The sequence below is a fragment of the Edaphobacter sp. FHG110511_03 genome (assembly GCF_059115365.1).
The window spans coordinates 1-23,328 of record NZ_JBZYWL010000016.1 but is presented as its reverse complement, the minus strand read 5'-3'; the positions used below and the strand labels follow the sequence as shown (position 1 = coordinate 23,328).

At 55.0% G+C, this 23,328-nt stretch carries 23 protein-coding genes, 3 pseudogenes and 1 riboswitch; of the genes and pseudogenes, 10 read left to right on the top strand and 16 right to left on the bottom strand.

All coding sequences use genetic code 11. The features are described 5' to 3' along the window. Positions 1-206: 206 nt before the first annotated feature. From AC5S26_RS28665 to AC5S26_RS28645, 5 genes and pseudogenes are all read left to right on the top strand, one after another. Complete coding sequence (locus AC5S26_RS28665; RefSeq protein ID WP_494188369.1) at positions 207-983, top strand: alpha/beta hydrolase; 777 nt, start codon at positions 207-209, stop codon at positions 981-983. A gap of 39 nt (positions 984-1,022) precedes the next feature. Further along, positions 1,023-1,661, top strand: a complete 639-nt coding sequence (locus tag AC5S26_RS28660; RefSeq protein WP_494188368.1) for an FMN-dependent NADH-azoreductase — start codon at positions 1,023-1,025, stop codon at positions 1,659-1,661. Positions 1,662-1,776: 115 nt separating this feature from the next. After that, the gene (locus tag AC5S26_RS28655) at positions 1,777-2,043 is read left to right on the top strand and encodes a hypothetical protein (protein WP_494188367.1); all 267 of its coding nucleotides are present in this window, start codon (positions 1,777-1,779) and stop codon (positions 2,041-2,043) included. 7 nt (positions 2,044-2,050) lie between these two features. Beyond that, positions 2,051-2,206, top strand: a pseudogene (locus tag AC5S26_RS28650) (hypothetical protein); the annotation flags it as partial. A gap of 88 nt (positions 2,207-2,294) precedes the next feature. After that, positions 2,295-2,714, top strand: a pseudogene (locus AC5S26_RS28645) (SLAC1 family transporter); the annotation flags it as partial. Between the two features lie 115 nt (positions 2,715-2,829). Here AC5S26_RS28645 and AC5S26_RS28640 read toward each other — a convergent pair. Further along, entirely contained in the window at positions 2,830-3,525 is a 696-nt protein-coding gene (locus tag AC5S26_RS28640) for a TetR/AcrR family transcriptional regulator (protein WP_494188366.1), read from the bottom strand. Positions 3,526-3,570: 45 nt separating this feature from the next. Here AC5S26_RS28640 and AC5S26_RS28635 point away from each other — a divergent pair, with 45 nt between their 5' ends. After that, a complete protein-coding gene (locus AC5S26_RS28635; protein WP_494188365.1) occupies positions 3,571-4,440 on the top strand; it encodes an NmrA family NAD(P)-binding protein in 870 nt (289 codons plus the stop codon). Positions 4,441-5,133: 693 nt separating this feature from the next. Here AC5S26_RS28635 and cobF read toward each other — a convergent pair. The 8 genes from cobF to cobG form a co-directional block, all read right to left on the bottom strand. After that, on the bottom strand, positions 5,134-5,949 hold the full coding sequence (gene cobF / locus AC5S26_RS28630) for a precorrin-6A synthase (deacetylating) (RefSeq protein ID WP_494188364.1): 816 nt from the start codon (positions 5,947-5,949) through the stop codon (positions 5,134-5,136). A gap of 8 nt (positions 5,950-5,957) precedes the next feature. Continuing rightward, positions 5,958-6,731, bottom strand: coding sequence for a cobalt-precorrin-6A reductase (locus AC5S26_RS28625; protein WP_494188363.1), 774 nt, complete (start codon positions 6,729-6,731; stop codon positions 5,958-5,960). 61 nt (positions 6,732-6,792) lie between these two features. Next, positions 6,793-7,551, bottom strand: coding sequence for a precorrin-4 C(11)-methyltransferase (gene cobM / locus AC5S26_RS28620; RefSeq protein ID WP_494188362.1), 759 nt, complete (start codon positions 7,549-7,551; stop codon positions 6,793-6,795). Next, the gene (locus AC5S26_RS28615) at positions 7,548-7,934 is read right to left on the bottom strand and encodes a cobalamin biosynthesis protein (RefSeq protein WP_494188382.1); all 387 of its coding nucleotides are present in this window, start codon (positions 7,932-7,934) and stop codon (positions 7,548-7,550) included. Before AC5S26_RS28615 ends, cobM begins: the two co-directional genes overlap by 4 nt. 5 nt (positions 7,935-7,939) lie before the next feature. Beyond that, positions 7,940-9,166 (bottom strand): precorrin-6y C5,15-methyltransferase (decarboxylating) subunit CbiE, encoded by a 1,227-nt coding sequence (cbiE, locus tag AC5S26_RS28610; protein WP_494188361.1) that lies wholly within the window; start codon positions 9,164-9,166, stop codon positions 7,940-7,942. Then, positions 9,163-10,689, bottom strand: a complete 1,527-nt coding sequence (locus tag AC5S26_RS28605) for a precorrin-2 C(20)-methyltransferase (protein ID WP_494188360.1) — start codon at positions 10,687-10,689, stop codon at positions 9,163-9,165. The genes cbiE and AC5S26_RS28605 overlap by 4 nt, the downstream gene beginning before the upstream one ends. Further along, positions 10,686-11,309, bottom strand: a complete 624-nt coding sequence (locus AC5S26_RS28600; protein ID WP_494188359.1) for a precorrin-8X methylmutase — start codon at positions 11,307-11,309, stop codon at positions 10,686-10,688. The genes AC5S26_RS28605 and AC5S26_RS28600 overlap by 4 nt, the downstream gene beginning before the upstream one ends. Then, entirely contained in the window at positions 11,306-12,586 is a 1,281-nt protein-coding gene (cobG, locus tag AC5S26_RS28595) for a precorrin-3B synthase (protein ID WP_494188358.1), read from the bottom strand. Before cobG ends, AC5S26_RS28600 begins: the two co-directional genes overlap by 4 nt. A 135-nt stretch (positions 12,587-12,721) precedes the next feature. Then, a riboswitch (cobalamin riboswitch) is annotated at positions 12,722-12,919 on the bottom strand. Between the two features lie 175 nt (positions 12,920-13,094). Here cobG and AC5S26_RS28590 point away from each other — a divergent pair. Then, complete coding sequence (locus AC5S26_RS28590) at positions 13,095-13,481, top strand: TonB-dependent receptor domain-containing protein (protein ID WP_494188357.1); 387 nt, start codon at positions 13,095-13,097, stop codon at positions 13,479-13,481. Between the two features lie 1,250 nt (positions 13,482-14,731). Here the strand turns inward: AC5S26_RS28590 and AC5S26_RS28585 are convergent. Next, a complete protein-coding gene (locus tag AC5S26_RS28585; protein WP_494188356.1) occupies positions 14,732-14,902 on the bottom strand; it encodes a hypothetical protein in 171 nt (56 codons plus the stop codon). Between the two features lie 340 nt (positions 14,903-15,242). After that, positions 15,243-15,650, bottom strand: coding sequence for a hypothetical protein (locus tag AC5S26_RS28580; RefSeq protein WP_494188355.1), 408 nt, complete (start codon positions 15,648-15,650; stop codon positions 15,243-15,245). 34 nt (positions 15,651-15,684) lie between these two features. Between AC5S26_RS28580 and AC5S26_RS28575 the strand changes: the two are divergent. Beyond that, positions 15,685-16,844: pseudogene (locus tag AC5S26_RS28575) on the top strand (purine-nucleoside phosphorylase). Between the two features lie 66 nt (positions 16,845-16,910). Here AC5S26_RS28575 and AC5S26_RS28570 read toward each other — a convergent pair. After that, positions 16,911-17,201, bottom strand: coding sequence for an alpha/beta fold hydrolase (locus tag AC5S26_RS28570; protein ID WP_494188354.1), 291 nt, complete (start codon positions 17,199-17,201; stop codon positions 16,911-16,913). Between the two features lie 836 nt (positions 17,202-18,037). Next, positions 18,038-19,198, bottom strand: coding sequence for an alkene reductase (locus tag AC5S26_RS28565; RefSeq protein ID WP_494188353.1), 1,161 nt, complete (start codon positions 19,196-19,198; stop codon positions 18,038-18,040). A gap of 61 nt (positions 19,199-19,259) precedes the next feature. Between AC5S26_RS28565 and AC5S26_RS28560 the strand changes: the two genes are divergently transcribed. Further along, positions 19,260-19,631, top strand: a complete 372-nt coding sequence (locus AC5S26_RS28560; protein ID WP_494188352.1) for a winged helix-turn-helix transcriptional regulator — start codon at positions 19,260-19,262, stop codon at positions 19,629-19,631. A gap of 237 nt (positions 19,632-19,868) precedes the next feature. Here the strand turns inward: AC5S26_RS28560 and AC5S26_RS28555 are convergent, their stop codons facing one another. Further along, complete coding sequence (locus AC5S26_RS28555) at positions 19,869-20,699, bottom strand: oxidoreductase (protein WP_494188351.1); 831 nt, start codon at positions 20,697-20,699, stop codon at positions 19,869-19,871. A 155-nt stretch (positions 20,700-20,854) separates the two neighbouring features. Further along, positions 20,855-21,667 carry a type 1 glutamine amidotransferase domain-containing protein gene (locus AC5S26_RS28550; RefSeq protein WP_494188350.1) on the bottom strand — a complete coding sequence of 271 codons (813 nt, stop codon included), beginning with the start codon at positions 21,665-21,667 and terminating at the stop codon, positions 20,855-20,857. Positions 21,668-22,301: 634 nt separating this feature from the next. Between AC5S26_RS28550 and AC5S26_RS28545 the strand changes: the two genes are divergently transcribed. Continuing rightward, positions 22,302-22,901 (top strand): hypothetical protein, encoded by a 600-nt coding sequence (locus AC5S26_RS28545; RefSeq protein ID WP_494188349.1) that lies wholly within the window; start codon positions 22,302-22,304, stop codon positions 22,899-22,901. Positions 22,902-23,137: 236 nt separating this feature from the next. Here the strand turns inward: AC5S26_RS28545 and AC5S26_RS28540 are convergent. Continuing rightward, a partial coding sequence (locus tag AC5S26_RS28540; RefSeq protein ID WP_494188348.1) for a hypothetical protein occupies positions 23,138-23,328 on the bottom strand: 191 nt, incomplete at its 5' end.

Here is a 23,328-nt window from a genome sequence, read left to right as displayed (position 1 = left end):
TGGATCTTGTGAACTGCTCTTAGAGAACCACCAACTGAGATGGGCGCTTATGGAAATGAAGGAGCTTGACCCAAGGGAAAATGAGCGCCGCAACGTCTAAGGCGCGTGAGAGGCAACCGCGAGATGAGAAACCCCGCACCAGCAGTGACGGATCTTGGTCTTTGAAACGATCGCAGAACTCAACAAATAAGGAACCGGAGATAGTTATGTTCAATCGATTTGCCGTATTCACCACAATGTTGTGTGCTGCCGTCGTGACGAGCACACCAGACTTACAAGCTCAGAAGTCCGAAGTGAAAAGTATCGTCCTCGTCCACGGTGCCTGGGCGGACGGTTCGGGCTGGAGGGGCGTTTACGACAACCTTGTCAGAGACGGCTTTAACGTCAGCATCGTCCAAGAGTCGGAGACGTTCTTCCAGGATGATGTGACCGCCGTGAAGCGTATCCTCGCACTGCAAAACGGACCGAGCATCCTTGTCGCACACAGCTATGGGGGCGCCGTAATTACAGAAGCGGGCACGGATCCATCAGTCGCCGGATTGGTGTATGTTGCAGCGCACATGCCAGACGCTGGAGAGAACGAAGCGGCCGACGGAAAGCGCTTCTCGAGTGACCTCAGCAAGTCTGGTGCGATAAAGAAGACGGCAGATGGTTTCACGTACCTCGATCCCACCCAGTTCCATGAGTACTTTGCAGCCGATCTTTCTGTGGAGCAGACCGATTTCATGGCGCGATCGCAGGTTCTCAACGCCGCGGACAATTTCAAGGCAGTCATCACCACGCCGGCATGGAGAGAAAAACCCAGCTGGATGGTCGTTGCCGGTGCGGATAGAACGATCAACCCCGACCTCGAACGATTTTATGCTCAGCGAGCTCATAGCCACACGGTAGAAGTCGCAGGCGCCAGCCACTCAGTCTACGTCTCGCATCCGAAGGAAGTTGCGGCTGTGATCGAAGAAGCAGCACGTGCGATCTCGAAGTAACTCGAACTCCGCAAAGAGTCCCACACCCGGAGGGACCAAGTGAAACTTCTCGAAATTCAGTCATCACCAAGAGGCGAATCTTCCGATTCGATTAGCCTTACCAAATCATTCATCGAGGCGTGCAAATCCGACAACACCTCGATAGTTGTGGATACGTTGAACATCTGGCATGAACGACTACCGGAGTTCGACTACGAGGCAATTGGAGCGAAGTACAAAGCAGTGAAGCACGAGCCGATGACGGAGGCAGAGTCCAACGTATGGGAGCGTATTCAATCGTTGATCCAACGCTTTCAGAATGCCGATCGAATCGTCTTAGGAACTCCAATGTGGAACTTTGGCCTGCCTTACAAGCTCAAACAATTGATTGACCTCGTGGCGCAGCGAAATTATCTGTTTGCCTACGACGGCAAACAGTATGACCCTCTCTTGAACGTGGAAAAGGCAATCGTCGTCTATACACGTGGTTCACGTTTCCTGGAGGGTACTCCTATACCTCCCTCGCGATTCGATCACCAGGCTGCTTATTTGGACTTTTGGCTGCAACTTGTAGGTGTTCAAGATCTTCGGAGCGTGATTGTGGACAACGCGTGGAATCGAGATCGTCAGGAATCAGAGGTGAGCCTGGCGAAGGGCAAAGCGACTCTGGAACAACTGGTTGAGTGGTTTCTTAACTAGTAGCGCCGTACGCGGCCCAATGTTGTATGAGTGGCGTGACTCGTATCCAACGTTGCTGGCCGACCTTGGGTCGCGAAATTCCGCGACTACAATCCTGGGTGGAATTAGGAGTTTCATGGAAACATTGACAAGGCCGGCCGAGCACGCCCCCACGAATCCGCCGGCCGTCGCTTTTAGCTCGGTTATGGGCATCTGCAGTCTCGGGCTGTCCTGGCGCGCGGCGGCTCAGGTGCTCGCCGCTCCACACGCGATTGGCGAGTGGCTGATCGCGGTCGGCGTAATGCTCTTCATCGCACTCTCCGCTTTTGTACAGCCTCAAAACTGCAATCCTTCCCCATGCGCCATCTGCGGCACTGTTCCTTTGGGCACTAGGCACAGGTAGTCAGCTTGTGCTCTTCCTCACCCTTTTGGGACGATGGATAGCTGAGCCTACTGAAATTCGACACGCCACGCCGGCTTGGCTGATTCCAATCGTCGGTAATGTGACTGCTACTTTGCCAGGTGTGTCACTTGGGTTTCACGAGACGTCCTGGTTTTTGCTCGCTGTTGGGCTGGTCTCCTGGATTGCCTTCGTGCCGCTGTTGCTTCACCGGCTTATCTTCTGTGATGACAAGTTGACGCAGGCGTCTCGCACCGAGCTTAGCGATCTTTGTCGCCTCGCCCGCGGTCGGGTGTCTGTCCTGGCTGCAACTTACGGGCCGCGTGGACGCGGTCTATCGGTTCATCTTATTCACGGCCCTGTTTTTCGCTCTGCTTGTACTACGCTTGTGGCAGCTTGCGGTCCGAGCACTCCCTGTATCGGTCGCCTGGTGGGCTTACACCTTTCCGAGTGCGGCCCTCGCTTCTGCTCTGATTTGTTATTGCCAGCAGGTTCCAGGGGTTGGCGAGAGACTTCTAGCGTGGGCCGGTCTCGCATTAACCACGATCGCTGTAGCCGGCGTGGGACTCATTGCATTGAGAAACTGCTCGCGGAGATTGTGGCTTTCGGTCCGGAGCCGGCTTGCAGATCCCCCGAGTTCTGCTCGAACATCTAACTCTGTATCGATCACGTGAGGAAACCGTCCACACCCGGATTCGCATTTCACTACCAATCAGTCGGCCTGAGCAGAATGTCCCCTCTTTGTAATGCATGAAAGCATTTCGCCATATGCCTTCCGCGTGTGATGCTCTACATCTCTTGCGAATTGCTCCTCCTGGGCAGAGCCGCTTTCGTTTGTGTGATAACTGGTTGGAGATAGCGAAGAATGGCATCGCGCATTGACTGCTGCAGGCGTGGGCGGGCGCGGGGAGAGGCGGTGGTTAGCTCGTCGAGGATTCCGCGGAAGATCATAAGGGCGACCTGCCCGTGATGAGCCGCTTCGGAGTGCGAGAGTGTGGGTAGCTCGCGCCGGAGGCGCGCCGTAATGAAGTCAACGAAAGCTAGTCCAAGGGCCTGCTTGTCTTCGCGAGCGGCAGTTGAGAGTGGGGCATCGACCACGAGGGTGTGGAACTCGGGGCGCCTTCGGTTGAGACTCATGCATACATCGATCAACTCAACGACGGCTTCGGTGAAGCTCAACACGCCTTCGGGGTCGATCGCCCGTTCCGCTTCGGCCATTTCGCGTGCATACATCGAGGTCAGCGCGCTGGCGATAGCTTCCTTATTAGGAAAAAACTGATAGAGGCTGGCCGGAGACACGCCCGCTTCCGTGGCAATCGCGTTTGTAGTGGTCGCGTGGTAGCCAAGGCGCCCGAAGACTGCGGCAGCGGCGCGGAGGAGCTCCTGCTGGCGCTGCTCGCCTCGCGCGTTGCGCTTGCGGTTTGGATCGAAGACGGTCACAGGAAGATTCTCGCAGATAACAAACATGTAAGTAAAAACTTGCATCTTTATTGGAATACAAGTATCTACTTGCATAGAAGGAGAAATGTCATGTTCACAGTGATGGGAATTACGGGCAAAGTGGGCGGAGCAGTGGCAGAAAATCTGCTCATGGCGGGGAAAACGGTGCGGGGTGTGGTGCGCAATCCGGAGAAGGCGAAAGCCTGGGCTGATCGAGGCGTGGGGCTAGTGCAGTCAGCTTATGACGACGAGGCGGGCCTCGCAAAGGCTTTCGCGGGAGCGGAGGGTGTGTTCGCGATGATTCCACCAGACTTTGCGCCGACTCCTGGGCTGCTTGACCAGAAACGCACGATCGCGGCGATCCGGGAGGCGCTTGAGAAGGCAAAGCCCGGCAAGGCAGTGTTTCTTTCGTCCATCGGTTCGGAGCAACCACGTGGACTAGGGCTGATTACGTCGACGCACCTGATCGAACAGGCAACGCGCACGCTCCCAATTCCTGTGGCGTATTTGCGCGCGGGCAGTTTCATGGAAAACTGGCTTGGAGCGTTGGACCACATACGTGCGATAGGGGAGATGCCCTTCTTCTATGCGCCACTCACGCGCAAATTCCCACTTGTGGCCACACGTGACATCGGCCAAGCGGGCGCCAAAATACTGCAGGAAAGCTGGACGGGCGAGCGCGTGCTTGAGGTAGAAGGGCCGGAGGGTGGAACAGATTTGCACGAAACGGCGGCCGCGTTCGGCAATGCCTTGAGCCGCGAGGTGAAGGCCGTACAGTTGCCCGAGGCAGCCTGGCAGGGCGTTCTGGAAGCGATGGGCATGCCGGCCGACCGGACTGGGCTCTACATCGAGATGGTGAAGAGTTTCAACTCTGGCTGGATTCACTTCGATAACCCGGGAACCGAGAAGTTCCATGGGCCGACGACAATTGAAATGTTCGCCCAAGAGCTGGTCACGTAAGAAGAAGTGCCACTGTGAGACTATCTACGATCTTCAATCGCCGTTTTGGGGAGAAAGCGGTATCTCGGAAGCGCCCGTCAGCTTCCGAGATGCTCGTTCTCTATGAGCAGGTCACAGGTGTCAAGGCTTCGTCTTTTTTTTCCGTAATTGGACTCTTGCTTCTGGTTGTATTTGCGACTCCACATTGTACTCCACCGGGTTTCTATTTGCACTCTGGACGAGATGTGTTGAAGCGAGCTCGGTGCCGATTGGGATTTGAGAGGAGAATCGAGGTGGCCATTTCTCGTTCGGCCCTCTAGGACCAAAACGCGCTCGCAGTCATCGGAGTACGGTGTCGCCGCAACGGGAAAACATGATCATCTTTTAGAGAACCATAATTCGTTTGAAGAAGAGGGCTTCCTGCAACGGAGTTCTGAGCAACTTCGATTCAGGCTCGGATGCACGCTTGCAAACTTGCTCAAAACGAGACTTTCAAGGTCGCTTGGAGGTTCTTCCTCCCAGTCTGTGTCGCCTATCGAGGCAGAGACAGCAAATAGGTTTGTCGTTCTGCGCGGCCGATGAGGGCTCGTTGTATCTGCGGCATCTCTCAGTGTCTTTTCCATCTGGCATGAGGTCATCGAATTTTCGCGCCCGTCGGTGCGAGGTCTTCCGAGTAGATGATCATGAGTTCCCGATTGCTCTAGTCACCTGCCGTCACAAATCGTTGTGATCGCAGGAAGTGCCGGTGTGAGGTAATCCGGCTTGAGCAACCGCTTTTGGTTTCGCTAGAAGATAGGTGTCCATTATCCAACCATTCTTCTGTCTCTGTTCATTCCGAACTTCTACGATCCTCCTTGCCACGTCAGCGATTTTTCCCGACAGGAGAACCTCTTGCTCCATTCCCAGATAAGCACCCCAGAAAATATCAAGCTCTTCATCAAGCAAAGTATTGAAGGAGCATTGCCCATCCAGCATCACGATTGATCTCTCTGCAGTGCGACCCAAGCCCGCAGCGAGTTGGCGGCCTGTCGTAATGACGATTGATTCACCTATCCCAATTAGAGAGATCTTGTGCCGGGCGGCCAACGCCTGCATACTGGTGATGCCGGGGATGATTTCGAACTCAAAACAAAGCCTCCCGCGGGTCATGATGTACTCGATCATTCTAAGGGTGCTGTCGTAGAGTGATGGGTCACCCCAGACGAGGAAAGCGCCGCACTGACCCTCTTCCAATTGCTGTGCGATCATCTCTTCATAGATCAAGGCTCTTTGTAGATGCCAGAGTTCAACGCGAGTTGTGTAATCCGATATAGTCGGGTCACGAACAGGATCATCTGCTTCGACCACACGATATGACTTGTTCTCTATATATCGTTCACATATCTGTTTTCTGAGGTTGACGAGGTCCTGCTTCGTTTCGCCCTTGTCCATGAAAAAGAATACGTCCACGAGGTTGAGTGCCTTGATCGCTTGCACCGTGATGTATTCGGGATTGCCAGCGCCAATGCCAATTAGGTAGAGCTTTCTCATAGAAACCGTTACTCCGTGGGAGACAACATCGCAGTCGGGGACATTCGCAGTAGATGTGCAAGTTTTTGAAGCACGTCATCCGGTTGGGATACAGTCGGGACGTTGTGTTTCCGTGGGCGATCGATCATGACAACTGGTATCCGGAGGGCTCTCGCCGCCTCAATCTTTGCATAGGTTGCTGTGCCACCGCTATTTTTGGACACGATGAGGTTGATGGACTCAGAACGAAGCATCCGCAGTTCATCGTTGAGATTAAACGGGCCACGCTTCAGAATCAGTTTTGAGTTGGCGGGCAACGTTTCGCTGGGGGCATCGATGGCACGCACCAGAAACCATGTGGCTTCGCACCCAGAAAATGCGCCAAGCTCCTGCCGTCCAATGGAGAGAAATACACGGTTGCGTTGATGATTGACCATTGACGCTGCGGCTTGTGCATCGGGTACCGTGCACCAGCAATCGTGCTCGTGTGGCTCCCACGGTGGGCGTTCCAACGCGATAAGCGGAAGGCTTAAGGTATTGCATGCCGACTCGGCGTTGCCACTTATCTTCGAGGCGAAGGGATGGGTCGCATCGATGACCACTCCGATATTTTCATCGACCAAATAAGAGATCAATCCGGAAACTCCGCCGAAGCCTCCAACTCTAACAATCCCGGCGGGCAGCCTGGGCTGGCTCACTCGGCCGGCGAGGGATGAGATCACGGTCACATCGGATCTCGCAGCCAAGTGCGTGCCAAGCTCCGATGCCTCGCTTGTTCCACCCAGAATGAGAACTCGTGGCATGTGAGTTCGAGTTGGGGTTGTAACGGATTGCATCTTTATGGCCTTGTCTGCGTCCATTGCACTATTGTTCGGATGCATCCGTGCGGTTCCTTGCGGTGGAGTAGAGGTAGCTTTCGCCGAAGGGCGACTGGTCGAGAGACCGCCCAACCAGAATGAGGGCATTGCGATCGATACCGGATGCCTTGACAATCCCATGAATAGTCGACAGAGTACCGCGCAGGATGCGCTGGTCGGGCCAACTGGCCCTGAAGACGACGATGACCGGACAGTCTTCGCCGTAGAGGGGTAACAATTGGGAGGATACCTGGTCGAGGTTCATGATGGACAGGTGAATGGCGAGAGTCGCACCGGTGTGGCCTAAGGTTGCAAGGTCTTCTCCTGCTGGCATCGGTGTGGACCTTGTCGAGGTGCGAGTGAGGATTAGGGTCTGAGCTACATTCGGCAGCGTGAGCTCCTGGTTGAGAGCGGCGGCGGCGGCGGAAAATGCAGGAACACCCGGAGTGACATCGTAAGCAATACCAAGCACCTTTAGGCGGCGAATCTGTTCTGCCATGGTGCTCCAGATGGAGAGATCGCCGGAGTGAATGCGAGCAACGTCGAGGCTTTTGGCGTGCGCGTCGGCAATCTCCGCAATGATCTCATCAAGATTCATCTCGGCCGTGTCGACGATGCGGGCGCCGAGTGGTGCGTGAGCAAGTATTTCCTTGGGCACAAGCGATCCGGCATAGAGGCAAACTGGTGAGTTGTGGATGTGATCCCGGCCCCGCAGAGTAAGGAGATCGGCGGCGCCTGGACCTGCGCCAATGAAGTGGACGATCATGGACGCACCGTTATGGGAAGCGTAGCGATGGCACAGGTACAGAAGCGGCCTTTCGTTTGCGGTACGATGAGACGCGCACAGGAGCCAAGTGAGGCCAGCGCGGACGCTTCTGCGACATTGGCGGTCCGTGTTTTCGAGAGAGCGAATGGCGAATGTGTGGTGACTCCGGCGACGCTTGCAAGGATGCTCGCCGGGAAGAGCACAAGTCGCAGGCCCAGGGTCGATGCTACGATCTCGCCTATCGAAGCGCGACGGTCTAGCGTCGCGATCATGGTACCGGAAGGTATCTGATCGACGGATGCTTCGATCAGTCGGATGACATCATCGCTGCAGGCGCGGGAAGAGCAGCCGATTCCGATGGAGAGACGCTCACGCTGGATCATATCGCTCACGGCTTGGTCACCGTCCACTGAGTAATTGGCATCATCGGTCGCCATCCATACAAGCCGCCGATCAGATCGGCTCGGGATACCGTCATGCGCATCAGATCGCCTCCATAAAGTGTATGTCGTGCGACAAGGCTCGCTTCGCTCTGCAGCGTAACTGCGTTTGCAACTAGACGACCAGCGGGCGAGAGCTTTGCCCAGCAAGCGTCGAAGAGGTCGTCGTTGCTGACGCCTCCTCCGATGAATATCGCATCCGGGGGCCGCAGGCCTGCAAAGGCGGCGGGCGCAGTCCCTTGAATGACCCTCAACCTTGGTACCCCGAGCCGCGCGGCATTCTCCCGGATTCGAACTGCCCGGTCCTCTCGCGCTTCGATGGCGATGCAGGAGCACGAGGGATGAACACGCACCCACTCGATACCGATCGATCCGGTGCCGGCTCCGACGTCCCAAAGGGTTTGGTTTGGTAGCGGGGCGAGACGGGCGAGCGTCACCGCGCGAACCTCCCGCTTGGTCAACTGCCCATCTGTATCAAAGGTATCGTCCGGTAAACCCGGAGCCAGAGACAGCGGCCGGGCTGTTGTGTCGAGAACGCAGAGGACCGCCATCAGATTCAGCTTGCTGCACTGCCTGTTCAGCCAGCATGCCGCCAGATCCCTGATATTGCGCTCTGAGGAACCACCCAGATTTTCGAAGACATCAATCTTGCTTGATCCGTATCCAGATTCCGTCAGGAGCCGAGCAACGGTCGCCGGCGTGCCGCCGTCTTCGGAGAAGATGACAATCCGTTGATCAGGATAGAGACGACGAAGCAACTGCTCTACCGGTCGGTTGACCAGCGTAATCAGGGTCGTCTCTGCCATCGGCCAACCAAGCCGCGCACAGGCGAGAGAAAAAGCGGAGACCTGCGGAATAACGCGAAACTCGGTTGCGACAAGGTCACGGGTGAGGGGTACTCCCACACCGTGGAGCATCGGATCGCCACTGGCGAGCACGGTCACTCTCTTCTTTCCGCGATACTCCTTGAGGATTTGCTGCACGGCCGGGGTCATCGGAGAAGGCCAAGGGATGCGGGTTGCGGATGAACCGGCAGTTGGTACGAGGGCAAGGTGGCGGGCTCCTCCGTAGATCAACTCAGCGGACTCGACCGCTCGTTTGGCCTCACTGTTCAGCCCATCCCAACCATCTTCGCCGATGCCTACGATCGACAACCAACGCTCAGCGGCACTCATACGCCAGAACTCCTGTCACCATAGATCCGGGAAGTGTAGATGAGCTTCCTGGCGTTCGACAATGCAATCGCCCGGGTTGTTGAGGAACCAATGAGAACGATCGTTTGCATATCGGCGAGCGAAGGATCGAAGTGTTCAAGATCGGTGATAGTGATTCGTTCGTCTGACCTGCCGACGCTGCGTGCAAGGACAACAGGTGTCTCAGGGCCTCGGTGTTTGGCGATGATCGTGCGCGCCTCGGCGAGTTGCCATAGTCGTTGCGATGAGATCGGGTTGTAGATTGCGATCGCGAAGTCGGCGGCACCTGCTGCTTCCAGTCTCTTCACCACGATCTCCCAGGGTTTGAGTCGGTCGGAGAGCGAGATGACACAGAAGTCGTGCCCTAGAGGAGCTCCCACTCTCGATGCTGCTGCCTGCATCGCCGACAATCCGGGAAGGATGCGAATATCAAGCGAGCGCCAGATTGGCGGTCCCTGGTCAACGCATTCCAGAACAGCGGAAGCCATGGCAAAGATGCCCGGATCACCCGAGGAAACGACGCAAACGCGACGGCCTGTTTCAGCAAGCGAAAGAGCGTGCCGTGCGCGGTCCGCCTCAACCTTGTTGTCGGAGCCGAAGCGGCGCTGACCGGATCTCACAGGGACTCGATCGAGATAGGTGTGATAACCGACCAGGTCTGTCGCCTCCGTCAGAGCCTGCTGAGTTTCGGGCGTGATCCAGCTAACAGCACCCGGGCCTAGGCCAACGACGGAGATCCAACCGGCACTCCGAATGGTTTCGTCCCGCTGGACCTGACTTGCTTCGGGAATCAAGATGAGCGAGAAGTAGGGGACATGGAGCGGATCGACCTCGCGGAGCGGGATGATGCGTTCGGCAGCCATCGTCGCTCGTTCGATGAAGAGTGCTTTGTCAGCGAGACCGGCGGTATCGATGGCCCGCTTTACCTTGGCGAAGTTCCGGCCGAGCTTCATGATGGCAAAGGCACTCTGCTGGCTTAGCTTTGCGATCAATACGTCTTCCGAGAGAGTTCCGGGTAGCACCGTGAACGCGGCATCCCTGCGGACGAGCGGCGTTCCAAGCTGTGCAGCTGCGCCCATAATCGAGGCAACTCCAGGAATTACCTGAGTGGAAAAGCGATGAGCGAGACGGTCATGAAGGTACATATACGACCCGTAAAAGAACGGGTCGCCCTCGCACAGAATGGCCACATCTCGTCCGTTTGCAAGGTGGTCCGCGATCTGTTCGGCCATCTCATCATAGAACTGCGACAGCAGCACCTCATATCCTCCGGGATGGTCAGTCTGCTCTGTCGTAACTGGGTACATCATCGGTAGTTCGATCTGGCCATGAATCAGCTCCGAGCAAACGATCGAACGAGCGTTGCTCTGTCCATGTCTGGCACACGGATAGGCAATAACCTGCGCCTGCCTGAGCACACGCTGCGCTTTGACCGTAATCAGTTCCGGATCGCCAGGACCGACACCGACTCCGAAGAGACGTCCGCTTCGTGCGTCTGTGCTCATTCCTTCTCACTCGCGAGCGCATTGACGGCTGCCGCCGCAATGGCGCTGCCGCCGCGCCGTCCTCGCACGGTGAGGAAAGGAATTCCAAACGGATTGGCGGCAAGTGCTGCTTTGGATTCGGCCGCGCCTACGAATCCGACAGGTATGCCAACGATCAGTGCTGGCCGCGGCGCTCCATCGTCGAGTATGTCGAGTAGATGGAAGAGCGCAGTGGGAGCGTTGCCGATGACAACGACGGAGCCGGGGAGTTTCTCTCGCCATAATTCGACAGCGGCGGCACTTCGGGTGGTGTGTAGGTTCTCAGCAAGTTCAGTAGTTCGCGCATCGCTCAACGCGCAGATGACCTCGTTATTCCGTGGGAGCCGGGAACGCGTAATTCCATTCGCCACCATCGTCGCATCGCAAAGCAGTGGCGCACCCGCGAGCAGCGCATTGACGCCCGCCGAGGCGGCATCCGGCGACGCCTGGACATCCTGTGGCAGGTCCGTCATGCCGCACGCATGGATCATGCGGACGACGACGCGAGCGAGATCGGTCTGAAAAGCAGATAGATCGACCTCTCTTCTTATGATGGAAAAAGACTCGTGATAAATGGCCGCGCCATCTTTGACGTAGTTCATCGGGCAGCAACCTCGGACAGCAAATTTTCGTGCAGTGCTACGACTGCATCGAGCGCGAATTCACGTGAACAGTCGGACGCCACACGACGTCCCTTGACATTGAGGGTGTAGCCCAATGGGCCGGCGACAAGTTCGGCGGTCGCGCCGTGCCGACGTGCGCATTGCTTGTCGCATCCGGATAGGTTCACCGTCCATCCAGGAGGCACAGCATGGCCTAAAAGGCGCCGCGCGAGCGAAGCTGCGTCGTCCCGCACATCGGCCAACGACGCATCGCACCCAGTGATTCCGGCGCAAGCTGCAATTCCTTGAAATCCGTCTGCTTGCTCACAGGGCAATCCTATGGCGCGAAGCTGGGCAATGATATTGCCTGCCGCGCTCTTCGGTATAGAACCGAGGACAACACCGCGCCACGGAGCAAGTCGAAGATCACCTGCCCACTCGTTCGACGCGTCGGCGAGATAGCGTGCCTGTTCCGGGTTGAGCCGACCGAGTGGGACGGATGGGATGATGTTCACTCGGCCTCGAGTCGTGGTATAGATGCCCATAAAGGGTTCGTTGACTGTGGTAGCGGGCAGCGAAAGAGGCGACGGCTGCAACATGTGCGAGAGGGCATCCAGGACACGTTCCATCGCTCCGGAGATCGCCATGACCGCTTTCACACGAACGGGCAGGCTGGACTCCTTCGCCAGTACGATGCACATCCTTGTTGTTGCCAACATGCAGTCGACGGCGTCACCTGGCTTCACCACGAAGCGCGAAGAGACTCCACCGAGGGAAAAGCGAAAATAGGGTGTAGCACCAAACGGTTCAGCCGCGAGAGAGACATCGTCGATATCGCGGCTGAACCGTTTGGGGCCGCCGTGAATCGCGAAGCTGAACTTAGGGTGGAGGTTTACAAAGGCTGCGTCGGCCTGCAAACGCTGATCGAACTGACGGATGAGCGGTCGCGGATCAATGAGTTCCCCGGGGTCGATCCCGGCGATGGGACTGGTGATGATATTGCGGACGCGATCATGCTGCTGGGAGGGGAGTAGCCCGGTAGAAGAAATGCTGTCAACGATTTGGCCGAGGTCTTCGGTCCGAATTCCGCGCAACTGAAGGTTTGCCCGCGAGGTGATTTCAATGGTGGCGTCGGCAAAGCCACTGGACAGATCGGCGATTGTCCTGAGTTGATTTGCTTCGATCAACCCCCCAGGCACCCTGATTCGAATGAGCAGACCGTCTTTTGCCTCGACTGAATGAAGGACGCCTGGACAGAAGTGTTCCCCAACTCTCATGGAGCGCCTGCTCTCCGAGCGATAGAGGAGGAGAGCGACATCGATCTGAACAAGTGCACCTCACCAATAGCGGGAAAAGAGGCACAAAGCTCAAAGATCTTTGAGCGATTGCTTCCCGTTTCCACGCGGAGAAGAATCAAGACTAAATCTGAGGTAGGTCTCCTGATTGACAGGTTGAGCGCTTATTCTTAACGCTCCGGAGTCTTCGCCTTCCTCGGTATGATCGAGTGGCTTACGAAGAGTCCGTCTCCTGAACACAGTGGCGGGACCATGCCGGATTCACACCGGCTTCCCTGTTATGCCCTTGCGGGCACCCCAGAATCTATAACTAATCTACCAGACTCGTTTCGTCAGGCTCTACTTCATGCCCGAAAAGCGGAAGCCGCTATTCCGCAAGCTCCAGAATCTGCCTTCCATCGTCGATCCGTATTCGACAAGGGGAAGATATCGCAAATGCAGTACTTGAAGGTCGCTAAAGCGCAAGGTTTTCGGGACGGAGATACGCCCGTTGGAGTTTTTAGTGGTGAAGGCGGGGTATCAGTATGCGGATTCGACGGTGACGAAGTTTCAAGCCGATCCCACGTTAGTGGGGAAGTGGACGGCGCAAGTTCCGAGGAACTCGGGATCTCTAGAGGCTCGAATGGAGCAAGAGAGGTGGGGAGTCTTCGGGGTTTATCTTCGAACGAGCGGGCAGCAGTTTGATGACTCCTCAAACCAGTATCGTCTGGTAGGGTTCGCTCAAGTGGACCTCTATACCGAGCATCGTTTCCTGTCGTGGCTTAGAGTATGGGGCTCCGTCCAGAATGTGGCGAGCGAGAGAGTCGAAGCGGGAAGGACTCCTCTGCTGACTCTTGGGGCACCCAGGATCGTCTCCGGCGGAATTAGACTCCATTAAAAGGGGCATACTCTCCGGTGCCATTCTCTGAGCAGTGCGAGGGCTACAACGTTTCATGCTGCCCATATTTTTATTTTCAAAGCGAGCTTCAGAAAAGATGAACAAAATGGGCGTTCGCGGGATACGGATATGTGGTTAAACTTCACAGCGCTTTCATCTCCTTCACAGGATGATCGTGCCCGGGGTCGATAGCACACGCTCGCGTTTGCGGGCGGTGCGATAAGATTTCAGATACGGCAAGGCTTGGAAGGAGCCGTCGCCCGAATGCACTACTGGTGGGTCAATCAGAACCAGACGCGCCGGCAAGAGTTTCAGGGCGAGTATCTCTGGTCTCCTAAACGCTTCCGGGGCGACAGGCGCAATCCGGTTCTATGAGTCCATGAGGGAGGTAGCACCAGGGGATCTCGTCTTTCCTTCTTTTGACCCCTGAGAACTGATGGATAGATTGCATTGGTGCCTAGTGTTCGCCTGTACAGGATTTATGTAATGGCACGTCGACCCGTCTCTGGCCATTATCTTTTCAACAACTTATAAGACACACAGTCCACGTTTTCATTCGAATTTATTCCACTCGGCACGAAGGAATTTGCCTGTTTGGAAACGCGGACTATCAACTTTTCTTGACCACAAGGTGTTTGACATCCCAGTGGCCGGAAAGACGAATTTAAGGGGACAAAACAAAGGCGCTAAACTGGCTGGCACCGAAGGAGGATATGGCTGACGAAAAAGGTGAGGCTGACGACACAAGTTCACTACCGACAGGATCAAAACCAAATGACAGACCAGATACCGATGTCTCGAAGTGGATTAAGAACTTAGCAGCGCTAGTGACGATTGCCAACGGGACTTTCTTAGAGGCCACGCGCTCAATGCCAAGGTTCCTTTTTGAATACGTCGATATCAGTCAAAGACGCCTATACAAGCGATTGGAAAGACAAAGTCCGCACGCAGCCTGCCTTCCCAAGGTGTCATCGTTCTGGTGAGTAAGAACTCATTGAATTCAAGCGGCCAGAAGGGGGAAATTGACTGTGCGAAAGAAGAGAAGAAGCCTATATATGCCATCTGGGTCTATACCGACGACAGAACGGTTCTTCCGGGTGTATCGACGAGGATATAGACTTGGGACCGCGTCGCCAGTTTTATAGCCGGTCTTTAGCCGTCGAGGTCATACATGCGTAAGGCCCTTGTTATCGGAATCGACTACACGCGCGATTTTGAGGCTTAACCCGTATCACCCGTATACACCACATTTAGGAATTTTGACGGATGTTAGATTCCACCTGCTCAGGAGTTCGTTGCGAGTCCTGATAAACCTTCCCGTCCACCATCGTAAGAGTAGATCCACCATTCCCGCTGGGAAGGATTGCAACGACGAATTGCGGGTTGATCAGCATTTCACCATCTATCGAAATGAATTTCATAAGTTCTCCTATTTCATGAGCCATTTTCTGGACAGTCTAGTGTCTTACTTGCGAGGCGTCGATGGGGCTAGTGTGGGGTTGGGCCCATTCCAGATGAAAGCGTATCTCGTATTCCAATCACGCTGCCTTGCATTCTGTACGGTGTCGCCCTCCGGGCCTCTTTTTGACACGATTCGTTGGAAGAGGGATAGCGAATGGAAACCCATTGAGGAATTTACACGCGCATCGCGTGTTAATAGATTAGGCAAAATTACTCGCAAAGCCTCAGGTGGCCTGTCTGGGGCTTCTTTTTCCGCGTCACCCTTCGTAGATCGCTTCCATCGGGCGCTGGCATGGCCAACTAGAGCTCGCATTCCGCAAGAGATGGATTGAGCCTCGTAGAAAACTCGATAGGCAGATTTTCTTGCCGGGGATAAAGGCTGGATAATTCCGGTCCACCATTGACATTGCGGCTACTATCGATGCGATTTATGGAGCGATTTACTATCGCTTGCTCATCGGCAGCGGGACTCTCGATAAGAAGTACATGGATTCGCTCTTTCATCATGTGATGGAAGGCTTGATAGAACAAGATCGATCCTAAATCTTCAAAAGGCTCAAGTCCTCCTGGCGAGAATGGAATAAAAAAGCCAGTCCGCGTGTTGTAATGTCCAGCCGCAACGACGCCTGTTTTGCAGGGAATATGCGGCCAATAGAAGTGGCTTACACGCGTACTTAACAACAAACGACGATTCTCTGTATTTGCCAAAGCACTTTCACTCATTACATAAGAAGGGCGTTAGATGAACATTGCCATACGCACGAAAGCAACATCGTATTTCAGTCATTGGACCGCCGCAATAAGTACCAAGAAAAGAAAACTAAGTTCGGTCTTCGTTTTTGGCGCTCTCGCAACGTCAGTGTTTGGTGGGTTTGCTCAAGCTTTGGGGCAGACACAATCGTCTCCGTATTCTGTAGGCGGAGGCCGCGAAGTTAAAGTCATGATCGTTACCATGTTCGATCTTGAAGCCAAGACCTGGCTTGACCGCCTGGGGCCATGGGACACGATCAGCGTGCCGGGTCTGGCTCCTGATTATCGTGATGTCCATTGCAATCGCAAAGGAGTTTGCGTGATGACAACGGACATGGGACATGCCAATGCGGCTGCATCCCTTATGGCGTTGTCTTTTTCGAATCAGTTCGATCTGCGTCACACTTATTTTCTGATAGCGGGAATCGCTGGAATTGATCCGATGCAAGGCACGCTCGGCTCGGTGGCCTGGGCCAAATATCTGGTGGAGTTTGGCTCTCAGTGGGAGCTTGACTCCCGCGAAAAGCCAGCAGGGTGGCCAAGCGGTTTTGTTGCTGTTGGCGCGGAGACTCCGGACGCTCTCCCCAACACCGTACTAAATCACACGGAATTGTTCGAGATCAATGCCGATCTTGTGAATGCAGGAGTTTCGTTATCGCAACATGTTGCCCTAGCGGACAGCCCAGAGGCACAAGCCACACGAGCGCAGTATACTTATGCGCCCGCAAACAGGCCGCCCACAGTACTTCAATGTGACACGCTTTCGGGCGATACATGGTGGGCTGGCAATCTGATTGGTGAGCGTGCGCGGACGTGGACAAAGCAACTGACGAGTGGCAAGGGTGCCTATTGCACATCACAGGAAGAAGATAACGCCACGTACGAGGCGTTAACACGCGCCGCTGCCGCAGGGCGGGTGGACCCAAAGCGAATCGCTGTTCTGCGTGCGGGGTCTGATTCGATCGTCAGCACAAGGGCCAGACGGCGTATGAAAGTCTCTTCAGCTTCGAATCTGCGGGAGGTTTTGCGCCGGCACTCGAGAACCTCTATAGAGCAGGAGTTCCTCTGATAACGAACATTGTCGAGCACTGGCCGGATTGGCTTGATGGCGTGCCCGCTCATCCTTCGCAATTAATAGGAAAAGCAAATTAGCCCATGGGTGTGCCGGTAACGCCGTGCGCCCGCAATGATGGTCCACGGCTCGCCACAAATAAATCTTCAGAGATCGTTTAAAAATTTGATCAGCGCTGTGCTCACTTCAGCAGGCCGTTCCTGCTGCGTCCAGTGGCCACAATCCTCGAGACACAGCTTTCCACGCAGATCGATGACACGGCTCGAAAGGTTCGCGATAGTTTGCTCCATGCCCGGAAAACGAACAACAACATCGCGGTCGCCATAAATGTAGAAGGCAGGAACAGTTATTTCTGCGGTGGCAAACGGTGCAAGCAACTCCCAATTCCTATCGATATAGCCGGTTATACGGCCATTTGCCCATAGACACAGATTCACATTTCGGCGTTGCCTCAGCTCTCGAGCCCATGAGAGCATAGCGGGCATGAAATTGATTCGACTTGGATCCATCCTGCAAGCCGTCATCAGTGGTGCACTCTTTATCGGTAATGTTCATGCAGTTTCGGGACTCCAGAATTCGCCGGTCTCAGCCACCGGCTACACAGCGAGACGGATCTCACGATTTCGATTTTCTCATTGGTGATTGTCCTTGTGCGCTATGTCTGGCTCGACATTGCACCTAAGTCATCGCGAATGGAACAATCTTTTTCGTCAGACGGCGGAAAGACATGGGAAGTTAATTGGGTATGCGAGCTCTCACGATGAGTGCCGGCGGGTTTCGCGGCGGAAAGTCGGCAACTTGGACACTTACCGGTTTATCGGACAAGTGGCTCAGGTAGCTGCCGAAAAACGGGCTTTCTGGCAACTTCGACCGGCCCTTCAGCCTCGAACTCTCCGACAACTCGACTTTGGGCACTTCAAAGATTGCTTCCGGTTTGCCCGTCACCTTGGACGATGGGCAGTAGCCGCGATGTCCTCGGCTGTTGCGCTCACGGTGGCCTCCCGCTATGTGGGGCTTGTGAATGTGGTGTATGGTACTCGAGGACTGAGTCAGTAGGTTTAGCGATTGAAGCAGCTTGTGAACGATCTCAGATGTTTCTGAAATGTCTCTGCGTATTGACGACAAACGAGAAGCGGTCACTCGCAGGCCCGGCGACTACCGCATTGCCAATACCACGCGAAGCTCCAGTGCCGAGCGCGGTCCTTCTATGGCTTCTTTGGAGGATGCAGTAATCACGCTCAGTACGGGTGCCTGCTCGACCCGCTGCCACAGTTCAGGCTGCGTCGCTTGCAGCGCTACCGCCTGGATATGCAGGGAAGTCCGTGTAACCCACCCCGCCGCATCGGGTGTAATAAGTGGATCGGTCCGCTTCGGCTAACGGCCAGCCATGCTTGAGACGTTCAGCAAGATCCGGGTTTGCGATATATGGTCTGCCGAAGGCGATCAGGTCGACTAACCCGGTGTGGAGAGCAGCCTGAGCGCTCTCACGGCTAGTGAAGCCGCCGCACCAGATGATTGCGCCAGGAAAGGTCGCACGAACCTTGACAAGCAAAGCGTGATCGATGTGGCATTCTTTGAACTCGCTGCTCTCCATGTTTCCCGCAGGCATCAACTCGTAGACCAGATGCATATATGCGATCCCGCGACGACCCAATTGATCGCAGACGTACAGCAACGTTTCCTCGACGAGAGGGTCTGCCGGCATAGAGTTGAAATGGCCGAATGGAGAAAGGCGAACGCCAACACGTCCCGGGCCCAATTCACGCACCGCCGCTTCAACGACTTCCATCAGGAACCTCGTACGATTTTCTACGCCACATCCGCCGTAGCGATCGGTGCGCGTATTGAGCACCGAGTTCATAAACTGGTCGATCAGATAGCCGTTGCCTGCATGGATTTCGACACCATCAAAGCCTGCTTGCCGCGCGTTGACGAAGGATTGAGAAAAGGTGCCGACCAAAGCCGAAATTTCATCCGTACCGAGGCGTCTCGGAGTGCCTGCTCGCATATAGCCCAGCCGCCCATCCGGGCCATGGGCGAACACGTCGGAATGTTCGGCCCTTTGTTCGGTGACACCCCAGGGCGCCTCTCCGTTTGGCATCAGCGACGGATGCGCCATTCTGCCGACGTGAAATACTTGCAAAAATATCGTGCCGCCATTGCGGTGAACTTCATCGGTCACCAAACGCCAGCCCTTCCGCTGGGCTTCCGTGTAGATGCCGGGCATATGAGCGTAGCCTTTGCTAGATGGAGCCACATTAGCTACCTCGGTCACGATCAAGCCAGAACTGGCCCGTTGCCCATAATAGGTCGCCATCAGCTCATTAGGGACATCACCATCGGACGTCCGTGTGCGAGTCATGGGCGCCATGACAATGCGGTTTTTCAGCGAAACAGTCCCGCCCAGCAATTGAGGTTTGAAAAGACGTATCATAGTTGGGAGTTTACTTTTCAGTAATCGTCACATCTACACACGGTTTGGTCAGTGGTTGCAAATGAAGATCATCAAGAATTTGCCGGACTTTCCCGTCGAGCGCGCGTTGGGCGTCCTCTCCGGGCGCTGGAAGGCGATTATCCTTTATGTGCTGCTGAATGGCGCGCATCGCACCTGCGAGCTGGAGAAGCGCATTGTCGGCATCTCACAGAAGGTGTTAATCGAGCAACTGCGAGCACTTGAGGAACATGGAATGGTGAGCCGGCGGCCCAGCGCCGGGGATCGTCAGGGGGTCGAATACTTGCTCACTCAGCTCGGGGAAAGCCTGCGGCCCGTCTTGGAGTCTTTAATTGCATGGGGAGCCCATCACGCCAAGGAGCTCGACGAGGTCCCACTGCCATGCGATGCTTTCGTCCGAGATCGTTCTACCTGACGCTAACTGGCTATCACTCAAGAAGCTTTGCGTCTGATCCGCTTTTGAAGTTCGTGCGCGTTACTCTCAGTCACAGGACAATTCTTGCCGCGTATCGAATATCGTCCCTTCGTCGAGTCTCCGAAACTCATGCACCCAAGGTACACCCGAGAGAGACCATCAGTCCGGATTTCCCTAGATGTTTGTACTGCATCTTGTCTCCTTTGTGACATTCCTCTAAGGACACTGCGACACCCTTCACTTGAAGTCTGTGGACACCGCAACCGTGCGCCACATCGCGGTTTCCTTTTCGACAAAACCGTTCTTATCTGCAATTCGTTTTAACGTGTCTGTCCCCAGTGGCAAACGCACTGGCGGCTCAGCTGCCTTCACGAGTTGCAGAATCGCCTGGGCGAGCTTGCTGGGATCGCCCGGCTGTTGGTGGTTGTGGCCTCCCAAAGAGTCGCGCATCTTGCCGACCGTGTCTGCATAATCGCTGATGACATTTGCAGTAGTAATCAGGGAGCTGCTATCAAGGAAATCTGTCCGGAAGAAACCTGGCTCTACGACCGTCGTATGAATACCCAAGGGAGCAAGTTCATCATGCAGAGATTCTGTTAATCCCTCAACTGCGAACTTGGTTGACGAATAGACTCCCCAACCTGGATAGGAGCTATAACCACCGATCGAAGAGATATTGATGATGTGTCCAGACTTTTGTTTGCGCATTGAGGGGAGAACAGCGCGCGTTACATTGAGGAGACCAAAGACGTTCGTCCGATAAATGTTCTCGACTTCCTGCGCGCTACTCTCTTCGACCGCACCGAGCAGTCCGTAGCCAGCATTGTTTACCAGTACATCGATGCGGCCGAACTGTGTCAGTCCAGCATCAACTGCTTTTTTCGTTTGCAGTTCATCGGTTACATCAAGAGCAACTGCAAAGGAGTTCGGATTGTTAGACAAATGATCGAGCGCATTTACCTTTCGGGCTGTTGCAATAACTTTATCCCCGACAGCGAGTACAGCCTTTGCGATTTCAGACCCAAACCCACGGGAAGCTCCCGTAATCATCCATATCTTCTGTGCCATGATTCTGTCTCCATTCCTCAGCTTTCCGAAATTTCAGACGGGAAACATCAGCGGCTGCGCAACCGTTTTTTTTGATCCGCTCCTGGCTCGTCCGGACAACGGTGGCTGCTCATGTTCTCTCCTGCAAACCGAGCAGCCTCCGAAGTGCATTTGTATTACGCAGCTTTCGAAGTGGCACGATCAAGGGCCTTAACAAAACGGTCAGCCATCTCGTGGTCGGAAGGCGGGTTCTGGCCGGTGATGAGTTCACGATCTTCGATCACAAACGGTTTGAAGATACCTTTGTCGGAGATGGAGACGTCGCCGCCGCCGATCTTCAGAGCGTCGTTGACGTAGAACGGAATTTTGCCGCCACCCATGTAGTTCTCTTCTGCATAGTGCTCCTCGTCGTTCGAAAAGATCGTCATGCGGTAACCGGCATACTGCCAACCCTCAGCAAGCCTCTTGGCCTCTTCCGGCTTGTCTGCTACAAGTGCCGCACGGAATTCCTTCGCCTTCGGCATCGCTGCCGCTAAGGCAATTGGTCCGTGACAGAGAAACGCGGTCGTCTTTGCCGTGGAATGGGCATAACGAAGGATCTCGCCAAGGTCGGGGTCCTGCATCAGGTCGACCATCGGCGGATGTCCTCCTGGGGCGAAGAACCCGATGTATTTATCGAGACCTTCCTCAATCACGGAACGGAATGAGCGCGGGTTCTGCATCGCTGGGTGGGTGTTAAGGAAGTCGAGTGCCTTTCGGAGGGCCTCTTCACTGCCGCCGAAATGAGCCGCTTTGGCTGATTGAGGATCCATGATCGGCTTGGTGCCATTAGGTGTAGCCAGAACGATTTGGTAGCCGGCATCAAGCGCTGCTTGTACGGGTATAACGAGCTCGTTAAGATAGTAGCCCGCATGCTCTTTCCTGCCATCCTTTAGGGTTATCGAGTCAGCGTTGGAAGTGATGACGAGTATTGTAGGTTTGCTGTTCATAGGGATTACCCTTTCTGTTATGCCTGCAGTTCCGGCCTGCCGTGCCGGTAAAGACCGGTGGAGTGAGAATGAGCCAAAACATGATCAGCAAGCTCTGTCAGACATGTTGCTAATACGGTTCTTCAAGGTTTGTCTTTTCAGAGGCGAGGAGTGAAATACCAGAACAGCAATAGCGCCTTCCAGATGCCTTAACTTTGTGATACTGGCGATCGTCGACGACACACTCGGATATGTACGACCCGGCCCCATGCCACTTGTGCCCGCGGTCCTCCATTTGTGGAGGTCCATTCGTAAGGAAGCGTGAGAATTTTAGGCTCGACACCCTTGCTCTTGCAAGCGGGAAGGCGGGTTACAGTGCGGCGGTCAACGAGCATTACTTTCGTAAGATCGATGCGTATCCTTAGTGCGCACTCATAGCCATGTGCGCAAGGTTCTGAAAAATGACAAAGTATTGGAGACTGCGGTCGTAGATTCGGAAAATTCTTCACGGCTTGTCGTACGTGGACCGAAATGCACTTCAACGCCGGCCGCCATTTCATCAGGGTTCAATTCAGTGCGAACATGTTCGAGCAGACTGTCCGGGTCTTAAGATGTTTGGGCCTCGAGCGTTGACGTCGGATTGATGGAGCGTCGCATGCTTCTTGATGAGTACCTACCCCAGTTCGATGTACGAATTCGTTGTGCTACGCGCATCGTCGCGTCTTCTGCGATGGTCTATGCAAGTCTGTGGACGACTAACTTCGACCATTGGGGCGTAACCCGCTTACTCTATGCAGTACGTACAATACCATCGTTTCCATCGCGACCGGTTAAGACATGGCACCGCTTTTACGACCAACTGTTTCGACGGCAGTTTACTCTTGACCAGATGCTTTTGGAAGGTTTCGCTCTACTTGACGAGCGACGTGGCGAAGAACTTGTGCTCGGCACAATTGGGCGCTTTTGGCGGGCTCGCGGAGAATTGCGCGCGCCCAACCCTGTTCAATTCCGCGCACCTGCCCCTGCAGGAACCGCGAAGGCGGCATGGAGCTTCGAAGTAGGTGCTCAGGCGAACGGAGCCACAGAGCTGAAGACCGAGACCCGAGTTTTGTGCGCTGACGCCGCCACAAGACGACGCTTTTGTGCGTATTGGATTCTGATCAAACCATTCAGCGGATTAATACGACAAGAAATGTTAGCTGCAGTGCGAAGCACCGCCGAGTTCGGCCGGAATCGAGTTGCCGATGTGAGGTAAGACTTTGGCATTAGCAACGGTTGGCGACGTTTCGTCCAGCCTCGTCCTTTTAGGGATCCCGGTACCAGGGAACTTCGGTCTGACCCATAAGAACATTAGAAACCTCCGAACGGTAGCCCAGAGACAGCTAATCGCCTTCATGGGTGTTCACCTGGTCACCAGAATCCTTCGGTGTCAGTTCCAGCAAGCTGGCCAACTCGGCGTGTGCAGCACGCGTCCTGTCGACCGAAGGTGATTCATTTGAATCCCCCAAATTGATGTAACCGACGAACTGCAAGCGAAAAAAGCAGTTGATGCTGGACTGACAGTTCGGCCGCATCGATGTGCTGGTAAACAATGCTGGCTACGGACTGCTCGGTGCGGTCGAGGAGAGTAGCGCGCAGGAAGGCGAGGTTTCCTGCCACTAGCCCGCTTGGAATTGCGTTCG